Below are 16,043 nucleotides of genomic sequence, written 5' to 3'. Positions count from 1 at the left end.
TTGACTTTTATAGTTTTAAGTTCCTCCATTGAGTAGGAGTATATCCTGTTTCGCTTTTAAATATTTTGCTAAAATGGCATTGATCACAAAAACCTAAAAGTGTTGATATTTCAAGAATACTTTTATTACTATCAAGCAAAAGCGTTTTGCCACGCTCTATCTTTATTTTTTTAAAATAGCTCATTACAGAAGTATTCATATTTTTTCTAAAACATGAGGATAAGTAACCTGTTGAAATATTTAAATCATTTGCTATTTCTTCAAGAGACAGATGGTTTTCTAGGTGAGTATAAAGATACGAGATAATTTTGTTAATAATAAAATTATCAGTAACTTCTACAGAATTTATTAAAATATCAAAATAGGAAGTTGCCATTTGTATTTCAATTTTTTGCAGAGCTCTTATATCATTGCAATTTTGAATGGATTTATAATATTTATTGTATAAGGGATGAAGATATTGTTTAGAAGGTCCCTTTTTTATAATTTCTCTTATAAATAGTGCATTCCAAATAATAAGATCATTCTTTTTTGTAATAATAGGTACATTTTCTTGTATTTCTAATTTCTGCTTATGTTCTATTATAGAAAGTAATTTTTGTTTATCTTTAGTTTCTATTGCAAAGAAGACGTCATCATTAAAAAAATATTCATCAGAAGCAAAAACATCATACATACATAATCACCACCTTAAAAATACATAATTATATATACAAAATATATAGTAAATATACAAATTATTCAATGGGATTGTCAAAAATTATATATTAATTTATGAAAAGTGTACAAAAATTATTGTATTTGTTTTGTAACCTTTTACAGTTGATGTAAACATTTTTATGATGTATAATCAACTTGTTGAGAAATTAAGAACAATGTTAATGAATTACATAATTGCAATTAAGTAATATCATTAATGTAAATGATTTAGTAATCAAAAAATAATAATATATAAATATTTAGGAGGAGAAAATAATATGGCAGATCTTTCATTACGTAACATTTGGAAAATATATCCTGGAGATGTGGCAGCAGTAAAAGATTTCAATTTAGAAGTTGAAGATAAGGAATTTATCGTATTTGTTGGACCATCTGGTTGTGGTAAATCTACAACACTTAGAATGATAGCAGGATTAGAAACAATCTCAAAAGGAGAATTATATATTGGAGGTAAACTTTGTAATGATTTACCACCAAAAGAAAGAGACATAGCAATGGTTTTCCAAAGTTATGCATTATATCCACACATGAGTGTTTATGATAACATGGCATTTGCATTAAAATTAAGAAAAACACCTAAAGAAGAAATTGATAGAAAGGTTAGAGCAGCAGCTAAGAGCCTTGATATAGAACATTTATTAGATAGAAAGCCAAAGGCTTTATCTGGAGGTCAAAGACAAAGAGTTGCTCTTGGTAGATCTATAGTAAGAGAAGCAAAGGTATTCTTAATGGATGAACCTTTATCAAACTTAGATGCTAAACTAAGAGTTCAAATGAGAGTTGTAATATCTAAACTTCATCAACAATTAGGAACTACATTTATATATGTAACACATGACCAAACTGAAGCTATGACAATGGGTACAAGAATAGTAGTTATGAAAGATGGTATAGTTCAACAAGTTGATACTCCACAAAATATCTACAATTTCCCAGCTAATATATTTGTTGCTGGATTTATGGGAAGTCCTCAAATGAACTTCTTTGATGGACAAATTTTAGAAGAAGACGATAAGCTATATGCAACAATTGAATCTCAAAAGATTTTATTACCAGAAGAAACTGCAAAAGTTCTTAAGAAAGAAAATCTTGCAGGAAGAGAAGTTACATTTGGTATAAGACCTGAAAATATTGAATTAGATAGTGAATATGAAAGCTCTGCAAATCACCAAGCAATAAATGCTAGAGTAGAAGTAGTTGAACTTATGGGAGCTGAAAGTTATATTCATACTAAAGTTGATAACAAGGCTTTAACTATAAGAGTTAATGGTACTACTGATTATAAAGTAGGACAAGCTGCTAAGATATATATGGATGCATCAAAGATTCATGTATTTAACAAAGAAACTGAAATGAGAGTAATCTAATTAAATGAACAGTATTAATTTACTAATGAATAATATTAGTGAAATATCTAATATTCCATTTTCTTTGAGCTTCAAGGAAAAGGAAATATATAGGACTGCTGATTTTAAAGAATATACTAAAAAAGTATATAAAGATTTTCTTGTTGGAAATAAGGAATATAGGTTAACAATAAGTGAACAGGATGAGAGGGTTTTGCCCCTTCTTGTTCATTTTGTTAAAGATGCAGTTTTAGATATGAATTTAAAAAAGGATAGTCTTATTTTAGATGTTTTACAGGGGGAAAATATTAACGAAGTAAGGTTCTTGTCTGAATATCCATCTCTTTCAAAAGGATTTAGTATTATTGTAATATATGTTGAAGAAGAACTAGAAGAAATTATGGACTTGGTAGAAATAGGATATGAGGGGATAAATACTATTAAGGTAATATTTGATGGTAAATTAATAATATTAGGACATTTAGATAATGCTAAGGAACATGCAGAAAGTATTAAAGAATCATTAACTTGTGAATTTTTTCAAAAATGCATTATAAGTTATGGGTATGTTGATAAATATATGCACATAAAAGATATTTATGAAAGATGTAATAGGCGCATCAATATTGCAATTAAACTTAATATGAGTAATATTGTTCTTGATGAAAAAGCATTATTATTTGAAGAGTTAATTGGCGATATAGACATAAATAGCAAGAAAAGACTTGCTAACAATTATTGTAATGGATTTGATAAAATTGATGCAGAAATGTTAAAAACTATTGATACTTTTTTAAAATGTGGCTTGAATTTAAGTGAAAGTGCTAAAGAATTATATATTCATAGAAATACATTAATATATAGATTAGATAAAATACAAAAAGAAACTGGCTTTGATATAAGAAATTTTAATGATGCAGTTATATTCAAAATAATATTATTTGTGTGGAAAGAATATAAAGATTAAGAAATATTTAATAAAATATTAATAAATTGAAAACAATCATTAATTTTGTTAAGAAATTGAGAACAACACTTGAAAATGTTTGCAAGTTATAGTAGAATAAATTTGGGAACGGTACCAAGGGCAATGTAAATGTAAACAATGTAAATAACGTACTATTCTTTATAACAAATTGGTAACAATAATAATAAAAATATTACAAAAATATTACAAAAAGTCATTTTTTGATGTATAATAAATATTGTGAAAAAATTGTTTCATGTTTATGTATACGTATTAAATGATTAAGAGAATTGCTTATAAAACCTATAAAATAAAAAGGGTTTTGTTATATAAGAAAATGAGGAGGAGTAAATATGAGCAAACGTACAAAAGTTCTTGCAACTGTTATGGCTGCAATGACATTAACAACTGCATTTATGGGATGCGGAAGTAAGAGTTCAGATTCTAGTAAGGGAGAAAAGACATTAACAGTATGGTCTCACTTAAAAACAGCTGAAGTTAATAAGTTAAGAGAAAAAGCTGAAAAATGGGGAGAAGAAAATAACGTAAAAGTTACTGTTCAAGAAGATACTGCTGAAATGCAAGATGCTATAACAGCATTACAAAGTTCTAAGGGACCAGATTTATATTATGGTTTAGCAAATGATAACTTAGGTACTTATCAAAAAGCAGGAGTTCTTGCTGAAGTTAAATCAGGATTCATTAATGAATCAGATTATACAAGCAAAAATGTTATAAATGCTGTAACTATTGATAACAAGCAATATGCTGTTCCAATAGCTCAAGAATGTGTAGCATTATTCTATAATAAAGATAAAGTTGCTGAAGCACCAAAAACTATGGAAGAAGCTATAAAGATAGGTAAAGAAAAAGGATTTATGTTTAATGCTAGTGACTTCTATTTAACTTTTGGGTTCTTATCAGCTAATGGTGGATATGTATTCAAGGATAATGATGGATCTCTTGATACAGATGATATCGGACTTGCAAATGCTGGAGCTATTAAAGGATTCGAAACTTTAAAAAAATTTGTAGATGACAAGTTAATTGCCGCAGATATTACTGATGATATTGCTAAAGGAAACTTTACAGATGGAAAAACTTCATTATATATCTCTGGACCATGGTCTGTTGCAGATTGTAAATCAGTTAATTTAGGAATAGCTGAACTTCCAACAATAGATGGAAAACCAATGAAACCATTCTTAGGAGTTCAAACTGCATTCGTAAGTGCAAAATCTGATCAAGACAAGCAAGATTTAGCTTGGGATTTATTAAAATATTTAAATAAGGAAATGCCAGATGACTTATTAACTGAAGGTAACAGACTTCCAGTTCTTAAATCTGCACAAGAAAGCGATGTATATAAATCAAATGAATACATGAAGGCATTCTCTAAACAAGCTGAAATAGCAATACCAATGCCAAATGTTAGAGAAGTTCAATGCATGTGGACTCCAGGTGCTAACAACTTAAAGGCTCTTTTAAATGGTTCACAAGATGCTAAGACATCAGCTGAAAAAACTGTTGAACAAATTAAAGAAGGTATTAAACAACAATAATTAAAGTATATAAATAAATTTATATAATAATGGTTAGGGGGGGTAAAGCCCCCTCTAATTCTTGTAAGTTATCATAGAAAGGAGAATTGTTATGAATAAACGTAAAAGTCAAGACACAGGTAAAGCATTGGCTTTCTTAGCTATACCATTATTATCTATCTTGATTTTATCTGTTTTACCTATACTATATACTGTATGGTTGGCATTCACAGATAAGACAATAATTTCAGGAGATACAGTTAATTTTGTAGGTTTAGCTAACTTTGTAGATGTTTTCAAGGGACCTTTTAGTTCTGTATTTTTCCCAGTGTTTGGATGGACAGTTGTATTTGCAGTAATATCAACTTTTGGTTCATTCTTTGTGGGATTAATAATGGCTATGTTGGTTAACAATAATAATATTAAGGAGAGAGGAGTATATAAGGCAATTTTAATTTTACCATGGGCACTTCCAGTAACTGTTGCTATTCTTTCATGGCAAGGTTTATTAAATGGTAGTTATGGTGCAATTAATAATATGCTATTAAATATTCACATTATAAGTGAACCAATTCAATGGCTTACTGATCCAACTTGGGCAAGAATAGCTTTATGTTTTGTAAATATATGGCTTGGATTCCCATATCAAATGAATATTTGTTTAGGTGCTTTAGCATCAATACCTAAAGAATATTATGAAGCAGCCGATGTTGATGGAGCAAGTAAAGCAACACAATTTTTCAAAATTACATTACCATCAATTGCTCAAACTGCGTATCCATTATTAATCACATCATTCTCATTTAACTTTAATAACTTTGGGTCTGCATACCTTGTAACTAGTGGTTTACCAGCAAGATCTGATAGTCAATGGGCTGGTTATACTGATATCTTAGCATCTGTTAACTTTAAGTTGGCATCTACATTAGGTAAGTATCAAACAGCTTCTACAATTAGTATTATAGTATTTGTTATTCTAGCTACAATATCTTATTTACAAATGAGAATGACAGGTCAATTCAAGGAGGTTGAATAACATGCAGATAGCATCAAAGAATAATAGTATTGAAGGCCAATACAAGTATGTTGAAAAAATAACTCCAAGAGAAAAATTAATTGCATGGCTTTCTAGAATTGTAATATGGTTAGTAATACTAATAGTATTATTCCCAATAGTGGCAATATTTTCAGCATCAGTAGCTGAAGGAACTTCTTTTGCTACAAGTACAAGTATTTTTCCAAAAACTTTTACTATGGCTAACTATAAGTCAATATTTACAAGTACTGACTTTTTAATATGGTTAAAGAATTCACTTGTTGTTTCATTATCTGTAGGTGTAATTCAATTAGCATTATCTGTTCCAGCTGCATTTGCTTTTTCTAAATTAAAATTTAAATTTAGAAATCAAGGATTAATGGCATTATTAATTCTTCAAATGTTCCCAACTACAATGGCATTACCTGCTATTATAACAGTATGTATGCAACTTGGATTTATGGATCATCTTTTCACAATAATATTATTACAAGCAGGTGGTAGTGCTTATAATATATGGCTTATGAAGGGATATATGGATGGTATTCCTGATGATCTAGTAGAAGCAGCATATGTTGATGGTGCAACTACTTTACAAGTGTTTACAAAGATTGTATTACCATTAATGAGAAATATGTTACTTGTTGTATTCTTATTTGCTTTTATTAATGCATATAGTGAATTTATATATAGTAAAGCATTATTAAAAGATGCTAGTGTACAAACTTTAGCAACAGGTTTACAATCATTTATTAAAGATAAATTCTCATCTAACTGGACACAATATTCAGCAGCTGCAATATTATCATCAGTCCCAGTAGTAGCATTATTCATGGGATTACAAAAATATGTAGCAACTGGATTAACTGCAGGTTCAGTTAAGGGCTAATATTTAATTTATTATAGTAATTAAAGGTATGATATTTCTTAGATAACTTATGAGTGGTTTTAGTTCCTGCTTAAAAATAAGCAGGAACTATTTAAACCCTATTTTCGGTATCGTTACCAATGTTTCGATATTATTTAAGAACATGGGGGGATAATATGAATATTAAAGATATAGCAAGGTTATCCGGGGTAGGAGTAAGTACAGTATCAAGGGTATTAAATAATCATAGTGATGTTAAGGATAGTACAAGGGAGAAAGTAAAGAAGGTAATAAGGGAAAGTAACTATGTTCCAAATAATAGTGCTAGAATATTAAAACAAAATAACACTAATAATATTGGTGTTTTAGTAATGGGTGTGTTTAACCCATTATTCTCAGAAATGACAAATATTATTGGAAATATAATTAATGGATCAAAATATACAATGATATTTGAACAAAATGATTATACAAAAGAAGATGATTTTGATACATTACAGTCGCTTATAAAAGAAAAACGATTGCAAGGAGTAATTTGCCTTGGAGGAAACTTCAATTCAGAAAGAAGAATGACATTAAAGGCATTGGGTATACCAATAGTACTTACATCAGTAAATACTATTGTAGATGAGGATAAAGATGGATATTCATCAGTAGGAGTAGACAATGAAAAATCAGCGTATACTGCTACTAGATATTTAATAGATTTAGGGCATAAAGATATTGCTATAATGATTGGGCAAAAAAAAGATACAGGAATTAGTAATCTGAGGCTTAACGGATATAAGAAGGCACTAATTGAAGCAGGAATTAATATTGATGAAGGTAACATCTTGGAAGGAAATTATAGTACCAGACTTGCTTATGAAGTTATGAGAAAATTTTTATGTTCAGGTAAAAAAATTTCTGCAGTGTTTGCAATATCAGATTTTATGGCTATAGGAATTGCTAAAGCTGTTGTGGATAGTGGTTTAGAAATAGGTAAAGATATTTCAATTATAGGTTTTGATGGAATGGATGTAAGTGAATTTTATAATCCAGGGATAACAACAATAAGTCAGCCTAAAATAGAAATAGCAACCAAAAGTGCCAATGTTTTATTGGAACTTATAAATAATAGAAATTCAAAAAATAAGCATATAGTTTTGGAAACAAAATTAATAAAAAGACAATCTTGTAAAAAAAATTTGTTATAATATATCTAAGAAAAATTATTAAGAGAGGATGATGATTAATGGAAAGATCTGCTGGAGTATTAATGCACATATCTTCACTACCAGGGAAATTTGGAATAGGAACTTTTGGAAAGGAAGCTTACAAATTTGCTGATTTTCTTAATAAAGCAGGAATGAAATATTGGCAACTATTACCTGTTGGACATACTAGTTATGGAGATTCTCCATATCAATGTTTTTCTGCTTTTGCTGGTAATCCTTATTTTATAGATTTTGATAAGCTTGTGGAAGAGGGACTTTTAGAGGAAAAAGACTACATTGATGTAGATTTTGGAGTAAATAAAACTAGAGTTGATTATGCATTAATATTTGAAAGTAAATATAAAGTATTAAAGATAGCATATTCTAATTTTAGTAAAAAGGGAAAATTTAAAGAATTAAAAGAAGAATTCAAAAAATTTAAAAAAGAAAACAAGTTCTGGCTTGAGGATTATGCATTATATATGGCAGTTAAAAATCATTTTGATTTAAAGAGTTGGTCTGAATGGGATGATGACATAAAGAAAAGAGAACCTAAAGCATTAGCAAAATATAAAAAGGAATTAAAGGATGATATTGAATATTGGTCTTTCCTTCAATTCTTATTCTTTAAACAATGGTATGAATTAAAAGCATACGCTAATGATCTTGGTATTGAATTTATAGGAGATATTCCTATATATGTTGCATATGACAGTTGTGATACATGGAGTCATCCTGAAAACTTCCAAATGGATATGAAGAAGTTTGAACCTACAGTTGTTGCAGGTTGCCCACCTGATGCATTTTCTGAAACAGGACAATTATGGGGAAATGTTATATATGACTGGGATAAAATGAAAAAAGACAAATATACTTGGTGGGTATCAAGAGTTAGAGAAAGTTTAAAATTATATGATGTTTTAAGAATTGATCACTTTAGAGGTTTTGAAGCATATTGGGCAATACCATATGGTGATGATACAGCAATAAATGGTAAGTGGGTTAAAGGACCAGCTATGTCATTATTTAAGGAAATCAAAAAGCAACTTGGAGATATTAATGTTATAGCTGAAGATTTAGGGTTCTTAACAGATGAAGTTATTGATTTCTTAAGAGAAACAGGATATCCAGGAATGAAAATACTACAATTTGCATTTAATGGAGAAGGAGATAATGATTATCTTCCACAAAATTATGGAAGAAATTGCATAGCTTATACTGGAACTCATGATAATGATACTTTTGTAGGTTGGTTTACTGAAAGTTCATCAACAGAAGAAGCAACTATAGCTAAAACTTATTTAGGTTTAAATAGCGAAGAAGGCTATAACTGGGGCTTTATTAGAGGTGTTTGGTCAAGTGTTGCAGATGTTGCTATAGCACCAATGCAAGATTTTCTAAATCTTGGAGCTGAAACTAGAATGAATACGCCATCTACAACAATGGGAAATTGGCAATGGAGAGCTGAAGATGGAAGCTTTGATAATGCTTTAGCTGACAAGATTTATGAAATGAATATTTTAACAGGTAGATTTTTCCCAGAAGTTATTGAAGAAGATGAGGATGAGGAAGAAGAAGAAAAATAATACATTGTTAAATAGTTGACAAAGAAAATAATTAGTAATATTATATATATAAAATAGAATAATTCTTCGGGGCAGGGTGTAATTCCCTACCGGCGGTAAAGCCCGCGAGCAATTATTAATAATTTTTGCAGATTTGGTGTAATTCCAAAGCCGACAGTATAGTCTGGATGAAAGAAGATGTAGTTTAAGGTATTTTATATTATTTTAATTTGTATTTTTGCTCTGAAATATTTATATTTCAGAGCTTTTTTTTATAAATATATAAATTATGTTTGCTGTCCTAATCTTTATTAAGATTAGGATTTTTTTATTAATTTTGTGAGGTGATACTAATGATAACAGATAAAGATAAGGAATATATGGGTATTGCATTAGAATTAGCTTCTAAGGGAATGGGGCATGTAAGTCCTAATCCTATGGTAGGGGCTTTGATAGTTAAAGATAATAATGTTATAGGTTCTGGATATCACATGAAGTATGGAGAAGGGCATGCAGAAGTAAATGCATTTAAAAATGCAGAAGAATTTGATGTGTCTGGTGCAACTATGTATGTAACACTTGAACCCTGTTCTCATTATGGTAAAACACCTCCATGTGCAAAAAAAATAATAGAAAAAAAGATAAGAAGGGTGGTAATAGGAACCCTTGATCCTAATCCTCTTGTTGCAGGAAAAGGAGTTTATATGTTAAAGGAAGCTGGTATTGAAGTAGAGTGTGGCGTTTTAGAGGATGAGTGTTTAAAATTAAATGAAGTGTTTATGAAATATGTAGTAACTAAAAGGCCTTTTGTACTTATGAAAAGTGCTATGTCTCTTGATGGAAAAATAGCTACAAAAACTGGTGAGTCAAAGTGGATATCTGGGGAAGAATCAAGAAAAAATGTGCACATATTAAGAAAGCAATATTCTGCAATTATGGTAGGAGTAAATACAGTAATTAAAGATAATCCAAGTCTTACTTGCAGGATTGAAGAAAATATAAATCCTATAAGAATTATAGTAGATAGCAAATTAAGGACGCCATTTGATTCTAACATTGTTAAAACAGCTAATGATGTTAAAACCATAATTGCATGTACAAGTTCTGCTTCATTTGAAGATAGAAAAAAGTTTGAAAATATGGGCGTACAGATTTTAGTTTGTGCTGAAGATAGTGAAAAAAGAGTATGTTTAAATGATTTAATTGAAAGGTTAGGACAACTTAATATAGATAGTGTTTTACTTGAGGGAGGAGCTACGCTAAACTTTTCAGCATTAAAAAGTAATATAGTTGATAAAATTCAGATGTATATAGCACCAAAGATAATAGGAGGAAATAATGCTAAGGGACCTATAGCTGGTGATGGAATTGATAAACTTAGTAAGGCCTTTAAGCTTACAAATCTCCAATATAAAAAAATGGGTCAAGATATATTAATAGAAGGATATATGGATAAAGGTAAAAAGGAGGATTAGATATGTTTACTGGAATTATAGAAGAAGTGGGAAAAGTAGCTTTCTTAGAAAGAAATGCTAATAATTCACAAGTAAAGGTAATGGCTAAAAAGGTGCTTAAAGAAACAAAACTTGGAGATAGTATAGCTGTAAATGGTGTTTGTTTAACAGCAACTCATATTGGCAGTGATTACTTTATTGCAGATATTATGGATGAAACATACAGAAGAAGTAATCTTGGCAATTTGAGAAAAGGTAGCATTGTAAATTTGGAAAGAGCTCTTACATTGCAGTCTCGATTAGGAGGGCATATAGTAACTGGTCATATAGATGGTACAGGAAAGATAGAAAAAACATATAAAGAAGATATAGCTACATGGATTGTAATAAATACATCTATTGAATTACTTAAATATATAGTGGAAAAGGGTTCAATAGCTATTGATGGAATAAGTCTTACTGTGGCATATGTTTCTTCTGAATGTTTTAAGGTATCAATAATTCCTCACACAGGTGAAGAAACTACATTATTGACTAAAAAAGTAGGGGATATAGTAAATATTGAATGTGACATTGTAGGAAAATATATAGAAAAGTTTATTAATAATAAAAATGAAAAAAATACAAAACAAGATTCAATAAGTGAGAAATTTTTGCTTGAAAATGGTTTCCTTTAATAAAAATAAGAAAAGATGAAAGGTGTGATAAATGTGGAAAAGTTTAATACAATTAATGAGGCCCTTGAAGATTTAAAAAATGGAAAAATAATAGTGTGTATTGATGATCCAGATAGAGAAAATGAAGGTGATTTAATATGCGCAGCTGAATTTGCAACTAAAGAAAATGTTAATTTTATGGCATGTTTTGCAAAGGGATTAATATGCATGCCTATGAGTAGCTACTATACTGAAAAACTATCACTTGAGCAAATGGTAACAAATAACACAGATAATCATTGTACTGCATTTACTGTTTCAATTGATCATATTGATACAACTACTGGTATTTCTGCAGAAGAAAGAGGAATAACAGCTAGAAAATTAGTTGAAGATAATGCTAAAACTGAAGATTTTAGAAGGCCAGGTCATATGTTTCCTCTTAAAGCTAAGAATGGTGGTGTCCTTGAAAGAAGAGGTCATACAGAAGCTACAGTAGATTTAGTTAAGCTTGCTGGATTAAAGGAATGTGGCTTATGTTGTGAGATTATGAGAGATGATGGCACAATGATGAGAACAACTGAACTTTTAGAATTTGCTAAAAAGCATAAACTTAAAGTAATAACAATAGCACAACTTATAGAATACAGAAAGAAGCATGAAAGAATAATGAAAAGAGTTACTTGTGCTAAATTACCAACAAAATATGGAGATTTTAAAATCTATGGTTATGTAAATAAAATAAATGGAGAACACCATGTGGCATTAGTTAAAGGTGAAATAAATGATAATGAACCTATACTTACAAGAGTACATTCTGAATGCCTTACAGGAGATGCACTTGGTTCTAGAAAATGTGACTGTGGTGAACAATATGATGCAGCTATGAAAAAAATACAGGAAGAAGGGAAAGGAATACTTGTTTATCTAAGACAAGAAGGAAGAGGTATAGGGCTTATTAATAAACTTAAAGCATATGCACTTCAGGATCAAGGTTATGATACAGTAGATGCTAATATAGCGTTAGGGCTTCCTGTTGATGCAAGAGATTATACGGTAGGTGTTCAAATACTTCAGGATTTAGGAGCTACAAAGCTTAGACTTATGACAAATAATCCTAAGAAGATAGAGGGGCTTGAAGAGTATGGAATTGAAATAATAGAGAGAGTTCCATTAAAAATAAAACCAAACAAGAATGATGAATTTTATTTAAGAATTAAGAAAGAAAAAATGCAACATATGTTATAAATTTTAAAATTAATTTAATAAAAAGGAAAGGTGAATAAAATGAATATAATAGAAGGAAAATTAGTAGCAAAAAATATAAAGATAGGAATAGTAGCTGCAAGATTTAATGAGTTTATAGTTTCGAAATTAGTTGATGGTGCATTAGATGGGTTAAAAAGACATGGGGTAGCAGATGAAGATATTTCAATTGCATATGTGCCAGGAGCTTTTGAAATACCCCTTGTAGCAAAGAAAATGGCTGAATCTGATAAATATGATGCTGTAATATGTTTAGGAGCAGTTATTAAGGGATCAACAGCTCATTTTGATTATGTATGTGCAGAAGCTTCTAAGGGTATAGCTATGGCATCTTTAGAAACAGGTAAACCTGTTATATTTGGTGTGCTTACTACAGATACAATTGAGCAAGCTATTGAAAGAGCTGGAACAAAGGCTGGAAATAAAGGATTTGATGTAGCGTCAACTGCAATTGAAATGGTTAATTTAATGAACAATTTATAATAAAAGAAATATTTTATTAAATAGCTTTGAAGCTTAATTTTTAGCTTCAAGGCTATTTTTTATATAAATAAAAAAGAAAAAAGTTGTAGAAAAGTATATAAGAATGTATAATAATTTAAAAGTTATCCACAGAAACAGAAAAAATCAATTTTTATTCACAAGTTATAAGCTATATATACTGTAAATGTGTTAATAATGTGGATAACATCGGTGGATAATGTTGATAAGTTTTGCTATTAGGGCAAAAATGTTAACATTATATTAATAAAAAATTAACACAATATGTATGATACAAATATGTTTGAGCAACAATATAGTGTATATAAGTCACATTATTATGATTTAAGCTGAAAAATACGTAAAAAAGCAAATATACATTAAAAAAAGTTATAAACAGTAGAAAAATATATGTGGATAAAAATTGTGGATAATGTTAATAAGTAGGTGCAAAATGAAATATAATAAAAAAATTATTAAAGCTGAATTTATAAAAAGACCTAATAGGTTTAATGCTCTTGTAAAAATTAATGGAACTGAAACTACAGTACATGTACCTAATACAGGAAGGTGCAAGGAACTACTATATGAGGGTGTTACAGTACTGCTACGAGAAGAAAATAATGAAAAAAGAAAAACAAAATATGATTTAATATGTGTCTATAAAAGAGATGAATTAATTTGTATTGATTCACAAATTCCTAATAAGGTTGTAAAAGAAGCATTATTAAATAAAGCTGTGGATAAGTTGAAAAAGTATACCAAAATTGAAAGTGAAAAGTTTTATGAAAATAGTAGATTTGATTTTAAACTTTCTACAGAAAATAATGAAGAATATTACTTAGAAGTAAAGGGAGTAACATTAGAAAATGAAAAGTTTGCAATGTTTCCTGATGCTCCAACAGAAAGGGGCACAAAACACATTAACGAACTTATAAAGGCTAAAAAAGCAGGAAAAGGTGCTGGAGTACTTTTCTTAATTCAAATGAAAGATGTTAAAAGTTTTTCTCCAAATTATGAAACTGACATTAAATTTTCAAGTGCATTAAAAGAAGCTTATAAAGAGGGTGTTGATATTTTTGTTTATTCTTGTATTGTTACAGTAGAGGAAATATTTATGTATAAGCCTATTAAGTTAATTATTAATTAATAATATTTTAATAGAGATTAATGTTAATTAAGCTTCTACATACTATGTACATATAAAAAATGAATATATATTAAAAAAATATTTTTATAGGCTAATATCTTTTATATTAAAATTTTAAATAGTATAATTAAAGGTACGAAAGGTTATGAGGAGGCTTGAAATGGAAAAAAAATATAAATACATTCCAGAAATAAAAGGAACGTTAAGAAATCATACAATAGAAGTGCCACAAGTAATTAGAGATTGTAGTGGTATAAAAATTTTTGGAAAAAGAATAAAATCTATTTTATTTACAACAGATGTAGCAATAATTAAAAATACTAATGCAGATGCAATAATTGCTGTATACCCGTTTACTCCACAGCCGCTCATAACTGAAGCCTTAGTTATGGCTGCTGATGTACCTGTTTTTTGTGGTGTGGGAGGAGGAATTACTCAAGGAAAAAGAGTTGTTAATCTTGCCTTAGATGCTGAATTTAAGGGAGCTATGGCAGTTGTACTTAATGCACCTACATCTAATGAAATTGTAAAAAATGTAAGAGAAACTGTAGATATACCTGTTATTGTTACTGTTTTATCTGAAGAAGAGGATATAGCAAAGCGCATTGAAGCAGGGGCAAGCATTATAAATGTAAGTGGTGGCAATAAAACAGCAAGCATTGTTAAAAGTATAAGAGAAAAATATCCAAAGTTTCCTATAATAGCTACTGGAGGCCCTACCAATGAAACAATAAAAGAAACAATAGTAGCAGGTGCAAATGCAATATCATATACTCCACCTAGTTCTGCTGAAATATTTAGTGAAATCATGGATAAATACAGAAAAAAATAATAAAAACTTGTTTTTCCAAAATTAATTAGATATGGTATACTATTATATATTTTGTTATCATTTTAATTTTAGGTAAGGAGATTTTAATGTGCTTAGTAAAAATGAATATATTGTAGATAGATTAGAAGAAGATTTTATTATAATAATAGATTCATTAGGCAATACTATAAGTATAAAGAATGATAAAATTCTTACGAAAGTAAAAGAGGGAGATATTATTACAAAATGCAATAATAAATATTGTATATTAAAACAAGAAACTAGTAATGTTAAAAAGGGCATAGAAAATAAATTGAAAGGTATGTGGGATGAATAATGGAAAGTGCACAGAAATTAAGAAAATCTAATAATATTTTACTTGACTGGGTAGCTCCAGTTATTATCGCTTTTTTTATAGCACTTGTTGTTAGACAATTTGTATTGTATAAGGTTTACATTCCTTCAGAATCAATGTCTCCAACTTTAAATGTTGGTGATCAATTATTTGTAAGTAAAGTATATAATTTAAATAAAATAAAAAGAGGAGATATATTAGTTTTTAGATCTGAAGAATTAGATGATACATTAATAAAAAGAGTAATAGGTTTACCTGGTGATAGAGTTTGCATAAATAATGGTTCTGTCTCAGTAAATGGAGAAGTTTTAAATGAGTCATATGTTGAAAATGCTAGTAATAATTATGGTGAATTTCAAGTGCCACAAGGAAAATATTTCTTTTTGGGAGATAATAGAATAAGTTCATATGATTCAAGTAAATGGCAAAATCCATACATTGATGGTAAAGATATTCAAGCTAAGGCTATATTAAAGGTTTATCCTTTTAGTGATTTTGGTTTTTTAAAATAAATTTTTAAAGTGATTTTAGACAAAGATTATTCTTTTAGACAAAAAAATGACAATATAGTATGGTATTATTATAGAAATATTTAAACTATTAGTCGTAACATATGAAGGAGAGGTGGCAAG

At 29.0% G+C, this 16,043-nt stretch carries 16 protein-coding genes and 1 riboswitch; of the genes, 15 read left to right on the top strand and 1 reads right to left on the bottom strand.

From position 1 onward, the window contains the following. Positions 1–7: 7 nt before the first annotated feature. Complete coding sequence (locus ACTNAO_RS02080; RefSeq protein WP_441027088.1) at positions 8–676, bottom strand: helix-turn-helix domain-containing protein; 669 nt, start codon at positions 674–676, stop codon at positions 8–10. Between the two features lie 301 nt (positions 677–977). Between ACTNAO_RS02080 and ACTNAO_RS02075 the strand changes: the two genes are divergently transcribed. The 15 genes from ACTNAO_RS02075 to lepB all read left to right on the top strand — a co-directional run bounded on the left by ACTNAO_RS02075 (position 978) and on the right by lepB (position 15,923). Next, on the top strand, positions 978–2,087 hold the full coding sequence (locus tag ACTNAO_RS02075) for an ABC transporter ATP-binding protein (protein ID WP_441027086.1): 1,110 nt from the start codon (positions 978–980) through the stop codon (positions 2,085–2,087). A 4-nt stretch (positions 2,088–2,091) separates the two neighbouring features. Then, the gene (locus ACTNAO_RS02070; protein WP_441046066.1) at positions 2,092–3,033 is read left to right on the top strand and encodes a PucR family transcriptional regulator; all 942 of its coding nucleotides are present in this window, start codon (positions 2,092–2,094) and stop codon (positions 3,031–3,033) included. 353 nt (positions 3,034–3,386) lie between these two features. After that, the gene (locus ACTNAO_RS02065) at positions 3,387–4,595 is read left to right on the top strand and encodes a sugar ABC transporter substrate-binding protein (protein ID WP_441027082.1); all 1,209 of its coding nucleotides are present in this window, start codon (positions 3,387–3,389) and stop codon (positions 4,593–4,595) included. Between the two features lie 91 nt (positions 4,596–4,686). Next, positions 4,687–5,610: a carbohydrate ABC transporter permease gene (locus ACTNAO_RS02060; protein ID WP_441027080.1), complete on the top strand. Its 924-nt coding sequence runs from the start codon at positions 4,687–4,689 to the stop codon at positions 5,608–5,610. A 1-nt stretch (position 5,611) separates the two neighbouring features. Continuing rightward, positions 5,612–6,499 carry a sugar ABC transporter permease gene (locus ACTNAO_RS02055; RefSeq protein WP_441027078.1) on the top strand — a complete coding sequence of 296 codons (888 nt, stop codon included), beginning with the start codon at positions 5,612–5,614 and terminating at the stop codon, positions 6,497–6,499. Between the two features lie 155 nt (positions 6,500–6,654). Beyond that, positions 6,655–7,674: a LacI family DNA-binding transcriptional regulator gene (locus ACTNAO_RS02050; protein ID WP_441027077.1), complete on the top strand. Its 1,020-nt coding sequence runs from the start codon at positions 6,655–6,657 to the stop codon at positions 7,672–7,674. Between the two features lie 38 nt (positions 7,675–7,712). Next, positions 7,713–9,260 carry a 4-alpha-glucanotransferase gene (malQ, locus tag ACTNAO_RS02045; protein ID WP_441027076.1) on the top strand — a complete coding sequence of 516 codons (1,548 nt, stop codon included), beginning with the start codon at positions 7,713–7,715 and terminating at the stop codon, positions 9,258–9,260. A 58-nt stretch (positions 9,261–9,318) separates the two neighbouring features. Then, positions 9,319–9,443, top strand: a riboswitch (FMN riboswitch). 149 nt (positions 9,444–9,592) lie between these two features. Further along, positions 9,593–10,714, top strand: a complete 1,122-nt coding sequence (gene ribD, locus ACTNAO_RS02040) for a bifunctional diaminohydroxyphosphoribosylaminopyrimidine deaminase/5-amino-6-(5-phosphoribosylamino)uracil reductase RibD (RefSeq protein ID WP_441027074.1) — start codon at positions 9,593–9,595, stop codon at positions 10,712–10,714. A 2-nt stretch (positions 10,715–10,716) separates the two neighbouring features. Next, a complete protein-coding gene (locus tag ACTNAO_RS02035; RefSeq protein WP_441027072.1) occupies positions 10,717–11,370 on the top strand; it encodes a riboflavin synthase in 654 nt (217 codons plus the stop codon). A 33-nt stretch (positions 11,371–11,403) separates the two neighbouring features. After that, entirely contained in the window at positions 11,404–12,597 is a 1,194-nt protein-coding gene (locus tag ACTNAO_RS02030; protein WP_441027070.1) for a bifunctional 3,4-dihydroxy-2-butanone-4-phosphate synthase/GTP cyclohydrolase II, read from the top strand. Positions 12,598–12,636: 39 nt separating this feature from the next. Continuing rightward, positions 12,637–13,098 carry a 6,7-dimethyl-8-ribityllumazine synthase gene (ribH, locus tag ACTNAO_RS02025; protein ID WP_441027068.1) on the top strand — a complete coding sequence of 154 codons (462 nt, stop codon included), beginning with the start codon at positions 12,637–12,639 and terminating at the stop codon, positions 13,096–13,098. A gap of 451 nt (positions 13,099–13,549) precedes the next feature. Continuing rightward, the gene (gene sfsA, locus ACTNAO_RS02020) at positions 13,550–14,245 is read left to right on the top strand and encodes a DNA/RNA nuclease SfsA (RefSeq protein ID WP_441027066.1); all 696 of its coding nucleotides are present in this window, start codon (positions 13,550–13,552) and stop codon (positions 14,243–14,245) included. Positions 14,246–14,405: 160 nt separating this feature from the next. Next, positions 14,406–15,077, top strand: a complete 672-nt coding sequence (locus ACTNAO_RS02015; RefSeq protein WP_441027064.1) for a hydrolase — start codon at positions 14,406–14,408, stop codon at positions 15,075–15,077. Between the two features lie 88 nt (positions 15,078–15,165). Further along, positions 15,166–15,393, top strand: coding sequence for a DUF3006 domain-containing protein (locus tag ACTNAO_RS02010; RefSeq protein WP_441027062.1), 228 nt, complete (start codon positions 15,166–15,168; stop codon positions 15,391–15,393). Then, a complete protein-coding gene (lepB, locus tag ACTNAO_RS02005) occupies positions 15,393–15,923 on the top strand; it encodes a signal peptidase I (RefSeq protein ID WP_441027060.1) in 531 nt (176 codons plus the stop codon). The genes ACTNAO_RS02010 and lepB overlap by 1 nt, the downstream gene beginning before the upstream one ends. Positions 15,924–16,043 lie beyond the last annotated feature (120 nt).

This window comes from Clostridium sp. HCP1S3_C6 (assembly GCF_052066735.1).
Lineage (GTDB): Bacteria > Bacillota > Clostridia > Clostridiales > Clostridiaceae > Clostridium.
Note: the sequence above shows the minus strand (reverse complement) of the source record. Positions and strands in the feature narration are given on the sequence as shown.